The sequence below is a fragment of the Sphingopyxis sp. 550B genome (genome assembly GCF_057401805.1).
The window spans coordinates 243,359-256,912 of sequence record NZ_CM171610.1 but is presented as its reverse complement, the minus strand read 5'-3'; the positions used below and the strand labels follow the sequence as shown (position 1 = coordinate 256,912).

The window sequence follows — 13,554 nt, the reverse complement described above, 5'->3', positions numbered from 1 at the left end:
CGGTCCTGCTGGGGAAGGTCCATAGTGCGAAGGGAAGCGCGTCGATGCAAGTGTCCATGCTGTCGGTCAGCATCGGGGCGGTGGTGCTGTTCGGCATTGCCGAAATTGCCGAATGGCGCCGCAAGCACCGGCGTGACGTCGACCGGGTCGGCTTCATGCCGTGGCGCGGCATCGCGCTCGCCAGCATCGCGGTGGCGCTGTTCGCCGCGGCCTTTGCGTTGAAGCCATAACCGGCACCGATCGCAATGGCACTGGCGGCTCGTCTCAAGCTGAATGAAACACTGGGCGACCGGGTGATGAAGGTTGATCACGCGGGCGAACATGGCGCGGTGTGCATCTACGGCGCGCGGCGCTGGTTCGCTCGCTGGCGTGCGCCAGACATGCTCGCTGAGATCGATGAGTTTCTCGCGCACGAACGCGGGCATCGCGCACAATTCGCTGCGGAGCTGGGCCGACGGGGCGTGCGGCGGTGCCGTAGCTATTTATTGTGTGGATTCGGTGGCCTCATTCTCGGTGGTGTGACGGGCCTCGCTGGGCGAGGGGCAATCACCGCAACGACGGTCGCCATTGAACGTGTCGTATTGCGACATATGCGCGAACAGATTGCAGAGCTTCGAGGCGTCGATGAGGAAGCGGTACGGACCTTGTCAGTCATTATCGCCGAGGAGCAGGAACATCACGATTTGTCAGCAGTGCGGTTACCGACGGTGGGTTTATGGCAGCGCGTGATCGATCCGGTCGTTTCGGCGTCGACCGAGGCTGTCATATGGCTCGGAATGCGGCTCTAGACGTTTAGAGACACGCCTCCAGATAGGGCTGGTCGAAACCGAACTGGCGCGCCTTTTCCAGCGTATAGGGGCGCAGGCCCATCGAGCGATATTCGCCGACGATCTTGCCGTCCTTGTCCTCGTCCAGATATTCGAACTTGAACAATTCCTGGGTGACGATGACGTCGCCCTCCATGCCGATTACCTCGGTGACGTTGGTGACGCGGCGCGAGCCGTCGCGCAGACGCTTGATCTGGACGATCAGGTCGACCGAATCGGCGATCTGCTTGGAAATCGCCTCCTTCGGAATCTTGATGTCGCCCATCAGCACCATATTCTCCATACGGCCGAGGCATTCGCGCGGGCTGTTCGAGTGGAGCGTGCACATCGAGCCGTCGTGGCCGGTGTTCATCGCGGCGAGCAGGTCGAAACATTCGGCGCCGCGGACCTCGCCCATGATGATGCGGTCGGGACGCATACGCAGGGCGTTCTTGACGAGGTCGCCCATGTGGATCGCGCCATTGCCTTCGAGGTTCGCGGGGCGCGTTTCGAGCGGCAGCCAGTGCGGCTGCTGCAGCCGGAGTTCGGCGGCGTCCTCGATCGTCAGCACGCGCTCGCCGGGGTCGATCATCTTCGACAGCGCGTTGAGCATCGTCGTCTTGCCCGAGCCGGTACCGCCCGAGATGACGATGTTGAAGCGGCTCGCGCCCGCGATCTTCAGCGCGGTGCACATCTTCTGGCTCATCGCGCCCCATTGGCACAGCATGTCGAGCGTGATCGGCTTGGCCGAGAATTTACGAATCGAGATGGCCGTGCCGCGCAAGCTGAGCGGCGGGACGATGACGTTGACGCGGCTGCCGTCCTTCAGGCGGGCGTCGGCAAGCGGCGTGGTCTGGTCGACGCGGCGGCCGACCTGGTTGCAGATGCGCTGCGCGATCTGGAACAGATGCTGTTCGTCGCGGAACTGGATCGGCGCGATGACGAGCTGGCCCTTGCGTTCGACATAGGTCTGGTAGGGCCCATTGACCATGATGTCGGAAATATCGGGGTCGGCGAGCAATTCCTCGAGCGGGCCGAAGCCCAGCAGTTCGTCGACGAGCACCTTTTCGAGCGCGAATTGTTCGCGGCGGTTGAGCGTGATGCGCAGTTCGGCGAGCACTTCGAGGATGATCGGCCGGAATTCTTCGGTGAGTTCGTCCTTGCTCAGCGTCGCCGCGGCTTCGGGGTCGACGCGTTCGAGCAGGCGCGGCAGCACCTGTTCCTTGATCTTGTGGACGCTCGCCTCGAACCCCTGGGCCCGTTCGGGCTCCATATTCTCGGCCGACGAGCGCTGGTTCAGCCGCTCCATCGCCTCCAGCTCGGGGCTGAGGGGCGATGGCGCCGGATCGTGCGCGGCGGGCGCGGGCTCGATGGGCGGGAACTGGCTTCCACCGGGCACGCCGGGCCCAGTCTGCATCGGCTTCGCCACGCCAAAGGCGGGGCGGCCAGCGGTTCCGGGACGACGTCCGAATGCACTCATCGCTTCATCCTGCTTCTCGTTCGGGGTGAGTGCGGCTTTCGCCAGCAGACCCCCCATCAAGCAGGGTGAATAAAAGGGAAACTTTGATAATCTCCTAATAGCCCGACAGGGTGCGTGGAGGATGTCGATGCGCTTTGCGATGCTATCCGCAGCGTATCCGCTACTGGCGCGAGGCCGGACGGTTGAGGGTGCGCATTTCGCTGATGGATGGCAGCAAAGCGCGAGAGTGGACCTATGCGCCGACAGGCGGCAGCCAAGGGAGCTTTCGACCCGGAGGCGCCATCCGATCTTTCGTCACTCCGAACTTGTTCGGCACATATGTCCTTCAGGCAAGTAAGGCGCTGTTCTCCGGCGAAAGCCGGGGTCCAGATGATACAGCGCTACCCCTCGTGGACCCCGGCCTTCGCCGGGGAACGGCTAGAGCGGCGTACCATAAACCCGCACCGCCCCTTATCCGTTCGTGTCGAGCGAAGTCGAGACACCCATCGGCCTTGCGCCACGCTGATGAGTGTCTCGACTTCGCTCGACACGAACGGGACGATGGGTCAGATTTAAGGCTCGATGCTCTAGCTGTCGAAAAGGGATCATTGCCGACTTGTTTCAGGAAGCGACGACTTTCCACCCCGAAGCGACCAATAAAAAGGGGCCCGAAGGCCACTTTGATCCGGCGATATCGCGGCGTCAGCCCGCGATGCGTTCGGCGAGCACGGTCAAACCGGCTTCGTTCACTTCAGCGAAGCCGCCTTCGACCTCGATCGTCTCGGGCGCGGCGCCGGCGCTGGCATAGATGGTCAGCGGACCGTTGCGCAGCGTCGTCATGAAGGGCGCATGGCCCTCGAGCACCGAGAAGTCGCCTTCGCTGCCCGGCACGGTGACCATATGGACGTCGCTCGACCGTTCGAGGCGGGCGGGGGTGACGAGTTCGAACTTCAGGGCCATTCTCTAATCTCCCCCCTCCCGCTTGCGGGAGGGGTCGGGGGTGGGCTCGTTCCGGGCAGGCCGCTGGCCCGCCCCTAACCCCTCCCGCAAGCGGGAAGGGAACTTTTATTACGCCGCTTCCGCTGCCAGCTTGGCGGCCTTGGCGACCGCTTCCTCGATGCCGCCGACCATGTAGAAGGCGGCTTCGGGCAGATGGTCGTATTCGCCGTCCACGACCGCCTTGAACGATTTGATCGTGTCCTCGATCTGCACGAACTTGCCGGGGATGTTGGTGAACACCTCGGCGACGTGGAAGGGCTGCGACAGGAAACGCTGGATCTTGCGGGCGCGGGCGACGGTCAGCTTATCTTCCTCGCTGAGTTCGTCCATGCCGAGGATCGCGATGATGTCCTGCAGCGACTTGTACTTCTGCAGCGTTTCCTGAACGCGGCGGGCGGTCTCGTAATGCTCCTGCCCGACGACGCGCGGTTCGAGAACGCGGCTGGTCGAATCGAGCGGGTCGACCGCCGGATAGATGCCGAGTTCCGAAATCGCGCGCGACAGCACGGTCGTCGCGTCGAGGTGAGCGAACGATGTCGCCGGCGCCGGGTCGGTCAAGTCGTCCGCGGGAACGTAAATGGCCTGCACCGAGGTGATCGAGCCCTTGGTGGTCGAGGTGATGCGTTCCTGCAGCGCGCCCATGTCGGTCGACAGCGTCGGCTGATAGCCCACGGCCGAAGGAATACGGCCGAGCAGTGCCGACACTTCCGAACCCGCCTGCGTGAAGCGGAAGATGTTGTCGACGAAGAAGAGCACGTCCTGGCCTTCCTGGTCGCGGAAATATTCGGCCATGGTCAGACCCGACAGCGCAACGCGGGCACGCGCCCCCGGCGGTTCGTTCATCTGGCCGAACACCAGCGCCACCTTCGACCCTTCGGGGGTCGGGTTGCCGTCGGCGTCCTTGGCGATAACGCCCGCGTCGAGGAATTCATGGTAGAGGTCGTTGCCCTCGCGGGTGCGTTCGCCGACGCCCGCGAACACCGACACGCCGCCATGGCCCTTGGCGATGTTGTTGATGAGTTCCTGAATGAGAACCGTCTTGCCGACGCCGGCGCCGCCGAACAGGCCGATCTTGCCGCCGCGCGCATAGGGCGCGAGCAGGTCGATGACCTTGATGCCGGTGACGAGGATCGCCGCCTCGGTCGACTGGTCGACGAATTCGGGGGCCTTGGCGTGGATCGGCGCGGTCATGTCGCTGTTGATGGGGCCGCGCTCGTCGATCGGATCGCCGATGACGTTGAGGATGCGGCCGAGCGTCTGCGGGCCGACCGGGACCGAAATCTGCGCGCCGGTGTCGGTGACGGGCTGGCCGCGGGTCAGGCCGTCGGTCGCGTCCATCGCGATGGTGCGGACGGTGTTCTCGCCGAGGTGCTGCGCGACTTCGAGAACGAGGCGGTTGCCGCCGTTGTCGGTTTCGAGCGCGTTCAGAATTGCGGGCAGCGCACCGTCGAACTGGACGTCGACGACGGCGCCGATCACCTGCGCGACGCGGCCGGTCGCGGCGCCGGCCGCGGCCTTCTTCGGCGCGGCGGCCTTGCTCGCGGCCGGCTTCTTGGGCGCGGCGGCCTTCTTGGCGGGAGCCTTCTTTTCAGGGGCGGGTGCGGTGGCCATGTGCTTCTTCCTGCTTACAGCGCTTCGGCGCCGGAGATGATTTCGACGAGTTCGGTGGTGATCGCGGCCTGGCGGCTGCGGTTATATTGGATGGTCAGCTTGTTGATCAGGTCGCCCGCGTTGCGCGTCGCATTGTCCATCGCGGTCATCGACGCGCCCTGTTCCGACGCGGCGTTTTCGAGCAGACCCTTGAAGATCTGGATCGTCACGTTGCGCGGCAGCAGGTCGGCGAGGATCGCCTCCTCGTCGGGCTCATATTCGACCGCCGCGCCGCTCGGAGCCGGGGCTTCGTCGGGGGCGGGGACGGGGATGAGCTGCTGGCCGGTCGCTTCCTGCACCAGCGCCGAGCGGAACTTCGAATAGAAGAGGTGCGCGACGTCGAACGCGCCCGCCTCGAACAATTCGCTGATCTTCTCCGCGACCTCGCGCGCCTGCTCGAAGCCGATCTCGCGGATGCCGGTCGTCTCGTAATTCTCGATGATCTGGCCGGGGAACAGGCGGTTGATCACCGGGCGGCCCTTGCGGCCGACGAGGAAGAAGCGAACCGTCTTGCCCGCGGCCTGCAACTCGTGCGCCTTGTCGCGCGCCGCCTTGACGATGTTGCTGTTGAACGCGCCCGCGAGGCCGCGGTCGCTGTTCAGCACCAGCAGCAGGTGGGTGTCGCTCTTGCCGGTGCCCGACAGCAGCTTCGGCGCGCCGTCGGCGGCGCCGACCTTCGACGCGAGGCTCGCGACGACGCCTTCGAGCCGCTCGGCATAGGGACGCGCGGCCTCGGCCGCGGCCTGTGCCTTGCGCAGCTTGGCGGCGGCGACCATCTTCTTGGCCTTGGTGATCTTCTGGGTCGATTTGACCGAGTTGATCCGCCCTTTGAGTTCCTTAAGACTGGCCATCAAGCCTCTCTCTGTGTGTCCCCGCGAAGGCGGGGACCCATGGACCTCCGCCTTCGCGGAGGTGCACGATTAAGGGTTAAGCGAATATCTTGGCGAAGGCGTCGAGCGCGGCGACCAGGCCCTTCTTGGCGTCGTCGCCCAGGTCCTTGGTGTCGCGGATCATCTTGAGGACATCCGCATGGTCGCTGCGCAGATAGGCGAGCATCGCCGCTTCGTAACGGGTGACGTCGTTCACCGCGACGGTGTCGAGATAGCCGTTGGTGCCGGCGAAGATCGACGCGGTCTGCTCCTCGAACGGCATCGGGTGGAACTGCGGCTGCTTGAGCAGCTGCGTCAGGCGCGCGCCGCGGTTGAGCAGCTTCTGCGTCGCGGCGTCGAGGTCCGAGCCGAACTGCGCGAAGGCTTCCATCTCGCGATACTGCGCGAGCTCGAGCTTGATCGAGCCCGACACCTTCTTCATCGCCTTGGTCTGTGCGGCCGAGCCGACGCGGCTCACCGAAAGACCCACGTTGATGGCGGGGCGGATGCCCTGGTAGAAGAGGTTGGTTTCGAGGAAGATCTGGCCGTCGGTGATCGAAATCACGTTGGTCGGAATATAGGCCGACACGTCGCCCGCCTGCGTCTCGATGATCGGCAGCGCGGTGAGCGAGCCCGAGCCGTTGTCGGCGTTCATCTTCGCTGCGCGCTCGAGCAGGCGGCTGTGCAGGTAGAAGACGTCGCCGGGATAGGCTTCGCGGCCCGGCGGGCGGCGCAGCAGCAGCGACATCTGGCGATAGGCGACGGCCTGCTTGGACAGGTCGTCATAGACGATCACGGCGTGCATGCCGTTGTCGCGGAAGAATTCGCCCATCGTCACGCCGGTGTAGGGCGCGAGATACTGCAGCGGCGCGGGCTCCGACGCGGTCGCGGCGACAACGATCGAATATTCCATCGCGCCATTCTCTTCGAGCTGGCGGACGATCTGCGCGACGGTCGAGCGCTTCTGGCCGACGGCGACATAGATGCAATAGAGCTTCTTGCTCTCGTCATCGCCCTTGTTGACTTCGCGCTGGTTGATGAAGGTGTCGATGGCGACGGCGGTCTTGCCGGTCTGACGGTCGCCGATGATCAGTTCGCGCTGGCCGCGGCCGACGGGAACGAGCGCGTCGAGCGCCTTGAGGCCGGTCTGCACCGGCTCGTGTACCGACTGGCGCGGGATGATGCCGGGCGCCTTGACCTCGACGCGCATGCGCTTGTCGGCCTTGATCGGCCCCTTGCCGTCGATCGGGTTGCCGAGACCGTCGACGACGCGGCCGAGCAGGCCCTTGCCGACGGGGACGTCGACGATCGTGCCGGTGCGCTTGACGGTGTCGCCTTCCTTGATCTCGGCGTCCGAGCCGAAGATCACGATGCCGACGTTATCGGCTTCGAGGTTGAGCGCCATGCCCTTCACGCCGTTGGCGAATTCGACCATCTCGCCGGCCTGGACATTGTCGAGGCCGTGGACGCGGGCGATGCCGTCGCCGACCGACAGGACCGAGCCGATCTCGCTGACCGTGGCGTCGGTTCCGAAATTGGCGATCTGGTCCTTGATGACCTTGCTGATTTCAGCAGCGCGGATTTCCATTGTTTAGCCTTTCATCGCCTGTGCGAAGCCATTGAGACGGGTACGGATGCTGCCGTCGATCAGCTGGCTGCCCAGCTGGACGACGAGGCCGCCGAGGATGGCGGGGTCGACGGTCGTCGCGATCTGAACGTCGCGGCCGACACGGGTCTTGAGGTTGGCGGCGAGCGCCTTGAGCTGATCGGCGCTGAGCGGATGCGCGCTCGTCACCTTCGCGGTCACTTCGCCGCGATGCGCGGAGACGATCGCGTCGAACGCGTCGATCATCCCGCCCAGATCGGCGAGGCGGCGGTTCTCGGCGAGCACGCCCAGGAACCTGGTGGTCAGCGAATCCAGCCCCAGCGATTTCGCGACCGCCGCGACCGCCTTCGCGGCGTCGGCGCGGCTGACGACCGGGCTCTGGGTCAGCACGGCGAGGTCCGCCGATTCGGCGAGCCCGGCCTTGAGGGTCGCCAGGCTCTGGCGGACGCTGTCGATGGCGTCCGATTCGCGCGCCAGATCGAACAGCGCGCTGGCATAACGGCCCGCGAGGCCCGCCGTGATGTTGCCCTGAATGCCGCCGGAATTCTCCACGCGCGAAAGTCCTTCTTTAACGATCCCGAGGGGGATGGCTGCGCGGGTTTCCGGCATCCGAAAATGCCCCCGCTGCAAAGTCGCGGCGCGCGTAGCAACGATTTTGCTGCAATGCAAGGCGAGGGTGGGGGAATCGAGCACCCTGCTACGTCCGTTCGCACCGAGCTTGTCGAAGGGCCGTTCTTTCTTCAAACGCCGGTCAAGGAAGAACGGCCCTTCGACAACCCCGGATCAGGTCCGGGGACGAACGGAAGAGAGGGAAGTGTATGGGCGAGATGATCCGCATGACGATGGACGATGGCGCCGAGATCGCCGTCTATCACGCGCAGCCCGAAGGCGAGCGCCGGGGCGGGCTCGTCCTGATCCAGGAGATATTCGGCGTCACCGACCATATCCGCGAGCTGTGTGACGAATATGCCGCCGCCGGCTATGAAGTGCTGGCGCCCGCGCTGTTCGACCGCGAGCATCCGGGGTTCGAGAGCGACTATTCGGGACCGCAGTTCGAACGCGCGGTCGAACTGGCGCGACAGCTCCACCCGTTCGAGCAGAGCCTGAAGGACGCGCAGACCTGCATCGACGCGCTGAAAGGCGCCAATGGTTCCGGGGGTCCGGTCTTCATCACCGGCTATTGTTATGGCGGGTCGGTCGCGTGGCGGATGGCGCAGACCAGCCCCGATCTGGCCGCGGCATCCTGCTATTACGGCAGCCTCGTCCCGACGCAGTTCGCCGACCAGGCGCCGCAATGCGCGGCCATCGCCCATTTCGGCCGCTTTGATGCGGGGATTCCGATGGACGGGGTCGAGGCGCTGATCGCGAAGGCGCATCCGACCGCGCAGGTCTTCGTCTATGAGGCCGGGCACGGTTTCAACAGCGACCGCCGCAAGGATTATCATGAACCGAGCGCGGAGCTTGCGCGCGAGCGGACGCTGATGCTGTTCAGGGCGTGCGGGGGCTAAAGGCGCCGCTTCGCCTCCACATAGGCTTCGTTTCGTTCGCGCTTACCGATGGCGACGACAACCACCGTGATCGTTTCATCCTCGACTTGATAGATCAGCCGGTATCCAGCCGAACGCAGCTTGATCTTGTAACAATTGGCCATGCCGGACAGGCGAGCGGATGGGACGTGCGGATTTGCCAGCCGCTGGGCTAGCTTTTTGCGAAACTGGGCGCGGACACTCTTGTCCAGCCGATCCCATTCCTTCTTGGCGTCTTTGAAGAAATCGAGATTATAGGTCGTCAATGCTGACCCTTATCCGTTCCTGCCCCTGACGCTCCCTGACGATCCGCGCCAGTTCGATGTCGTCGAGCGCATCGAGGATCGCTTCCCACGCGTCGGCGGGGACCAGATAGGCTTCGGGCGTGTTGCGGTTGAGGATCGCGACGGGGGCGCCATCGGCGGCGCGGATGGCGGCGGACGGATTCTTCTTGAGTTCCGAGATGCTGATGCCGAAGTCGGCGAGAAGCGGCTTTCCCATGACCTGTTAATAGGTCTTTTAACAGGTCACGTCAAGGTGTGGCCGCCGCCGAACCGGCGACCTTCTGGCAGCGATAGACGAGCCGCTCGTTCGGCGTCGGCGGCAGCGCGCCCTTGATCGCGTCCTGCTGGGTCGCGAAGGCGGCGAGCGCCTGCGGGTCGGCGGCGCAGCCCTTGATCTCCGCCGCGGCGCGGAGCGCGCGCGCCTTCGCCATCGTCTCGGCGTCGAGCAGATAGCGTTCGACGCGATATTCGTGGGCGCCGTCGTCGATCGAGGCGATCGTCACCGTCGCCTCCTCGTTCGGGACGAGGATGCGCTGCCAGCGGCCGTCGGTGCCCTGCGCATATTGGGTCCGCCGGTTGATGCAGCCGTCCCCGCCGATCTCGACCGGCACGTCGATGGTCGACGATACGGTGATGCGGCTGCGGTCGGGCTGGATCGTGCAGAGGAAGTTCCCCTGCGCCAGCTTCGGCGCGACATCGGGCGCCGGCGCCTGTTCCGTTTCTCCAGCAATTTCGGCATGCGCGTCGGGGCGCGTCACGAACAGGATCGCGGCGCCGATCATCAGCACCGCGCCCGCGCCGCCAGCGATCTTCGCGTTGCGCATCGCCTTCTGGCTGTAGAAGAGCAGCCCGGCTCCGGCGGCGAGCGCGCCGATGACGAACAGGACCCCGGCCAGCGCGATGCGGTTCTCGCGCGACGCCAGCGCCGCTTCTTCGGCGCGCGCCTGTTTCAGTTCGCGGTCGAGCCGCGCCGCCGCCGTCTTCGCGGCCTCGGCCTCGGCCGCCGCGCGGGTTTCGGCGTCGAGCGCCGCCCGGTCGCGCGCGGTCGCCTCCGCCATCGACAGGCAGGCGGTGCCGACGCTCGTATATTGCTGCCCGGCATCGGCGAGGAAGCGCGCGATCTCGCGCACCGAGATGGCGAAGGCGAAGGGCGAATCGCCGTCGTCGGCGCGGGTGATGAAGGTGTTGATCCCGACGACGCGCCCGCAGGCGTCGACGAGCGGGCCGCCCGAATTGCCGCGCGAGATCTTGGCGGTGTGGACGAGCGTCGCGATGCCGTCGACCGCCTGAACGTTCGACATGTTGCCTTCGCTACGTACGGGCGTGCGCGGGGTAATATAGTCGGCGGCGCTGCGCGCGGTCGCGAGGTCGACGTTGCCCGGATAGCCGAGCGCGACGACGTCGGTCCCCGATTCGAGCGGCCCGGTATAGATGGCGGCGGCGGGCAGCCGGCCCTCGCCCATCTCGATCAGCGCGAGGTCGCGCGCGGTGTCGATCGCGATCAGCCTGGCGGGATAGCTTTTCTGCCCCTCCGACGGGACGACGCCGAGCGCGACATTGTTCGGATAGCGGACCGCCGATTCGACGACATGCGCGTTGGTCAGGATGCGCGTCGGGGTGATCGCGATGCCGCTGCCGTGGCCGAAGCCGACCACCTCGCCCTCCATCATCGCGACGGTGACGACGCGCACGACGCTGCGCGAGGCGGCACTGATATCGTCGGCGGCCCGCGCGGGCAGGACGATAGCGAAAAAGGCGAGCAGCAGGGGGAGGAGGCGGGTCATGGCGCGGCAGATTAGTGAGACGCGCTTTGAACGCAAGCATCGGGACGCGCCCCGCGGCGGCACATGGCAGACGGGTGCGACACGAAGAGAGGACGGTCCATGACCCTCATAACCTATGCCATTTCTTCTCGCGCCGGGGTGCTGGCGGTTCCCTGTCGCGATGCGCCGCTGCCGGTGTTCGACGAACTGCGCGCCCTGTTCGCCGACGACGCGACAGCCTATATCGACGCGCATAATGCCGCATATGGCTGTTTCGCCGCGCGGATCGAAAGGGACGCGACATGAGCGCCGGGACCATGACCGACGACGAATGCTGGGCCGCGGTGCAGCGCCGCGACCGGGCACTCGACGGGCGCTTTGTCACCGGGGTACTGACGACGGGCATCTATTGCCGGCCGAGCTGCGCGGCGCGGCACCCGGCGCGCGCCAATGTCCGCTTCTTCGCCGATGGCGCGGCGGCGCGCGCGGCGGGGCTGCGTCCCTGCAAACGCTGCCTGCCCGACGACGTTGCGCGCGACGAGGGCGCGGTGATTGCCGCGATCGCGGCGATCAAGGGCAGCGAGGAGCCGCTTGCGCTCGCCGATCTCGCCGCGCGCACCGGCTATTCGCCGACGCATTTCCAGCGCGTCTTCACCCGCCACACCGGCCTGTCGCCCGCCGCCTATGCCCGCGCGCTGCGCGAGGAGCGCGCGCGGACGGCGCTGAGCGAGGGCGCGCGGGTGACCGACGCAATCTACGACGCCGGCTTTTCGGGGCCATCGCGATTCTATGACAATATGGAGGGACGCATGGGAATGACGGCTTCGGCGTGGGTAAACGGCGGCAAGGGCGTGACGATTCACTGGGCGGTGGTGCCGACCAGTCTCGGCGACATGCTCGTCGCGGCGACCGGGAAGGGCGTGTGCCGCCTGTCCTTCGCCGAGGGACGTGAGGCGCTGGAGGAGCGCTTCCCCGCCGCGACGCTCGTCGAGGGCGACGCGGCCTTCGCGGCGCTGCTGACGCAGGTGATCGAAGCGGTCGAGACGCCGGCGGCCGGCTTCGACCATATCCCGATCGACGTGAAGGGCACTGCCTTTCAGGAAGCGGTGTGGCGCGAGCTTCGAAAGATTCCGGCAGGCGAGACGCGCAGCTATGCCGACATCGCCGCCGCAGTCGGCAAGCCGAAGGCGGTGCGCGCGGCGGGAAGCGCCAACGGCGCCAACAATGTCGCGGTGCTGATCCCGTGCCACCGGGTGGTGCGCAGCGACGGCTCGCTCGGCGGCTATGCCTATGGCCTGCCGATCAAGCGCGAACTTCTGAAAAGGGAAATCCCATGACGCCAGTATCATCGAGCGCGATCGCCGCATTCCGGGCGCTGCACGTTCCCGGCGACCCGCTGATCCTCGTCAACATCTGGGATGCGGGCAGCGCGAAGGCGGTCGCGGCGGCGGGCGCCCGTGCGATCGCGACGGGCAGCTATGGCGTCGCGGGCGCGCAGGGCCGCGCCGACGGAGAGAATTTTCCGCTCGACGATGTCCTCGAAAATCTGCGCCGCATCCTCGACGTCACCGACCTGCCGGTGACGATCGACATGGAATCGGGCTACGGCGCCGACCCGGCGGCGGTCGGCGCCTCGATAAGCCGGGCGCGGGAGGCGGGCGCCGCAGGGGGCAATATCGAGGATCGCCTGCCCGGCGCGTCGGAACTGCTGCCGATCGCCGCGGCGCAGGCACGCTATCGCGCCGCCGCCGATACCGGCCTTTTCGTCAACGCGCGCTGCGATGTGTTTCGCGGGCGGGATGCCGGGAAGGACGGCGCTGCGCTCGTCGCCGCGACGCTCGAACGCGCCCGCGCCTATGCCGATGCAGGCGCCGGGTCGCTGTTCGTGCCCTTCCTCGCCGACGCGCGGTGCATCGGTGCGATCTGCGAAGCCTCGCCGCTGCCGGTCAACATCCTCCGCTCGCCCGCCGGGCCGACGCATGCCGAACTGGCGGCGCTCGGCGTGGCGCGGATCAGCCACGGTCATCAACCCTGGGCCGCGGCGATGGCTTGGCTGACCGCGCAGGCGGAAACGGTGCTGGGCGGCGGTGAGCCTGCCTATTAGGAATCCCGCGAAAGGGGGGGCGGCGGCGAGGAAAAACCTATCTCCACCCCTTTTTTGCGGGAACAGGGGCTTCGGGGAGCGCGCAATATTATTCCAAAGTATATGAAGGTCATGCTGTGTCCTTCCGACTTCCCCTCCTGCATGTGGGAGAGGTCGAAGGAGAGCAGCGGTGGTGCGGAGGCCCACCCCGCTGCGGCTAGCGAACAAGTTCGCAAGCCTCGCTGCCCCTCCCGCTGGCGGGAGGGGAGTCGCCTGCATTCACGAAATGACGAAGGTCATGCGCTGAAGCTGGCACGCCGCGATAATGTGAGAAAGGCCTTTTGACGCGGGCCGGAGGCAGCGCGGAACGCGAACCCGAATGCTAGGCCTGATGGCTCTGGATTGACCCTCTTCGTCATTGCAAACCCAGACCTGATCCGGGCTCGCAATGAGTCCGACCGATGGCATCGCGCTTCAATGGACGGTTCGGCCGCAATTATCGCGCGACG

General features: G+C 66.1%; 15 protein-coding genes. 6 read left to right on the top strand and 9 right to left on the bottom strand.

What is annotated here, in order from left to right; genetic code table 11:
* Nucleotides 1-44: 44 nt before the first annotated feature.
* Both AC2S9W_RS01220 and AC2S9W_RS01215 read left to right on the top strand, forming a co-directional pair.
* Nucleotides 45-230: a hypothetical protein gene (locus AC2S9W_RS01220; protein WP_486571509.1), complete on the top strand. Its 186-nt coding sequence runs from the start codon at nucleotides 45-47 to the stop codon at nucleotides 228-230.
* 15 nt (nucleotides 231-245) lie between these two features.
* Nucleotides 246-788: a demethoxyubiquinone hydroxylase family protein gene (locus tag AC2S9W_RS01215; RefSeq protein WP_486571508.1), complete on the top strand. Its 543-nt coding sequence runs from the start codon at nucleotides 246-248 to the stop codon at nucleotides 786-788.
* Between the two features lie 4 nt (nucleotides 789-792).
* Here the strand turns inward: AC2S9W_RS01215 and AC2S9W_RS01210 are convergent, their stop codons facing one another.
* From AC2S9W_RS01210 to AC2S9W_RS01185, 6 genes are all read right to left on the bottom strand, one after another.
* Nucleotides 793-2,286, bottom strand: a complete 1,494-nt coding sequence (locus AC2S9W_RS01210; protein ID WP_067113816.1) for a TadA family conjugal transfer-associated ATPase — start codon at nucleotides 2,284-2,286, stop codon at nucleotides 793-795.
* Between the two features lie 681 nt (nucleotides 2,287-2,967).
* Nucleotides 2,968-3,225, bottom strand: a complete 258-nt coding sequence (locus tag AC2S9W_RS01205) for an ATP synthase F1 subunit epsilon (RefSeq protein WP_067112951.1) — start codon at nucleotides 3,223-3,225, stop codon at nucleotides 2,968-2,970.
* Between the two features lie 108 nt (nucleotides 3,226-3,333).
* Entirely contained in the window at nucleotides 3,334-4,875 is a 1,542-nt protein-coding gene (gene atpD, locus AC2S9W_RS01200; protein WP_082737358.1) for a F0F1 ATP synthase subunit beta, read from the bottom strand.
* Between the two features lie 14 nt (nucleotides 4,876-4,889).
* Complete coding sequence (locus tag AC2S9W_RS01195; protein ID WP_212598362.1) at nucleotides 4,890-5,765, bottom strand: F0F1 ATP synthase subunit gamma; 876 nt, start codon at nucleotides 5,763-5,765, stop codon at nucleotides 4,890-4,892.
* A 76-nt stretch (nucleotides 5,766-5,841) separates the two neighbouring features.
* Complete coding sequence (gene atpA, locus AC2S9W_RS01190) at nucleotides 5,842-7,371, bottom strand: F0F1 ATP synthase subunit alpha (RefSeq protein ID WP_212598363.1); 1,530 nt, start codon at nucleotides 7,369-7,371, stop codon at nucleotides 5,842-5,844.
* Between the two features lie 3 nt (nucleotides 7,372-7,374).
* Nucleotides 7,375-7,941 carry a F0F1 ATP synthase subunit delta gene (locus AC2S9W_RS01185; protein ID WP_486571507.1) on the bottom strand — a complete coding sequence of 189 codons (567 nt, stop codon included), beginning with the start codon at nucleotides 7,939-7,941 and terminating at the stop codon, nucleotides 7,375-7,377.
* 266 nt (nucleotides 7,942-8,207) lie between these two features.
* Here AC2S9W_RS01185 and AC2S9W_RS01180 point away from each other — a divergent pair, with 266 nt between their 5' ends.
* A complete protein-coding gene (locus tag AC2S9W_RS01180; protein ID WP_486571506.1) occupies nucleotides 8,208-8,897 on the top strand; it encodes a dienelactone hydrolase family protein in 690 nt (229 codons plus the stop codon).
* Here the strand turns inward: AC2S9W_RS01180 and AC2S9W_RS01175 are convergent.
* The 3 genes from AC2S9W_RS01175 to AC2S9W_RS01165 are packed head-to-tail and all read right to left on the bottom strand — an operon-like array spanning nucleotide 8,894 to nucleotide 10,983.
* Entirely contained in the window at nucleotides 8,894-9,181 is a 288-nt protein-coding gene (locus AC2S9W_RS01175; RefSeq protein WP_486571505.1) for a type II toxin-antitoxin system RelE family toxin, read from the bottom strand. The genes AC2S9W_RS01180 and AC2S9W_RS01175 overlap by 4 nt on opposite strands.
* Nucleotides 9,168-9,416: a type II toxin-antitoxin system Phd/YefM family antitoxin gene (locus AC2S9W_RS01170; RefSeq protein ID WP_067112971.1), complete on the bottom strand. Its 249-nt coding sequence runs from the start codon at nucleotides 9,414-9,416 to the stop codon at nucleotides 9,168-9,170. The genes AC2S9W_RS01175 and AC2S9W_RS01170 overlap by 14 nt, the downstream gene beginning before the upstream one ends.
* 31 nt (nucleotides 9,417-9,447) lie before the next feature.
* Entirely contained in the window at nucleotides 9,448-10,983 is a 1,536-nt protein-coding gene (locus AC2S9W_RS01165; protein WP_286750174.1) for a S1C family serine protease, read from the bottom strand.
* 99 nt (nucleotides 10,984-11,082) lie between these two features.
* Between AC2S9W_RS01165 and AC2S9W_RS01160 the strand changes: the two genes are divergently transcribed.
* From AC2S9W_RS01160 to AC2S9W_RS01150, 3 genes are read left to right on the top strand one after another with little or no spacing between them, the layout of a single operon-like run.
* Nucleotides 11,083-11,268 carry a DUF1203 domain-containing protein gene (locus AC2S9W_RS01160; RefSeq protein ID WP_338112197.1) on the top strand — a complete coding sequence of 62 codons (186 nt, stop codon included), beginning with the start codon at nucleotides 11,083-11,085 and terminating at the stop codon, nucleotides 11,266-11,268.
* Complete coding sequence (ada, locus tag AC2S9W_RS01155) at nucleotides 11,265-12,299, top strand: bifunctional DNA-binding transcriptional regulator/O6-methylguanine-DNA methyltransferase Ada (RefSeq protein ID WP_067112978.1); 1,035 nt, start codon at nucleotides 11,265-11,267, stop codon at nucleotides 12,297-12,299. The genes AC2S9W_RS01160 and ada overlap by 4 nt, the downstream gene beginning before the upstream one ends.
* Nucleotides 12,296-13,066, top strand: coding sequence for an isocitrate lyase/PEP mutase family protein (locus AC2S9W_RS01150; RefSeq protein ID WP_486571504.1), 771 nt, complete (start codon nucleotides 12,296-12,298; stop codon nucleotides 13,064-13,066). The genes ada and AC2S9W_RS01150 overlap by 4 nt, the downstream gene beginning before the upstream one ends.
* Nucleotides 13,067-13,554: the final 488 nt, after the last annotated feature.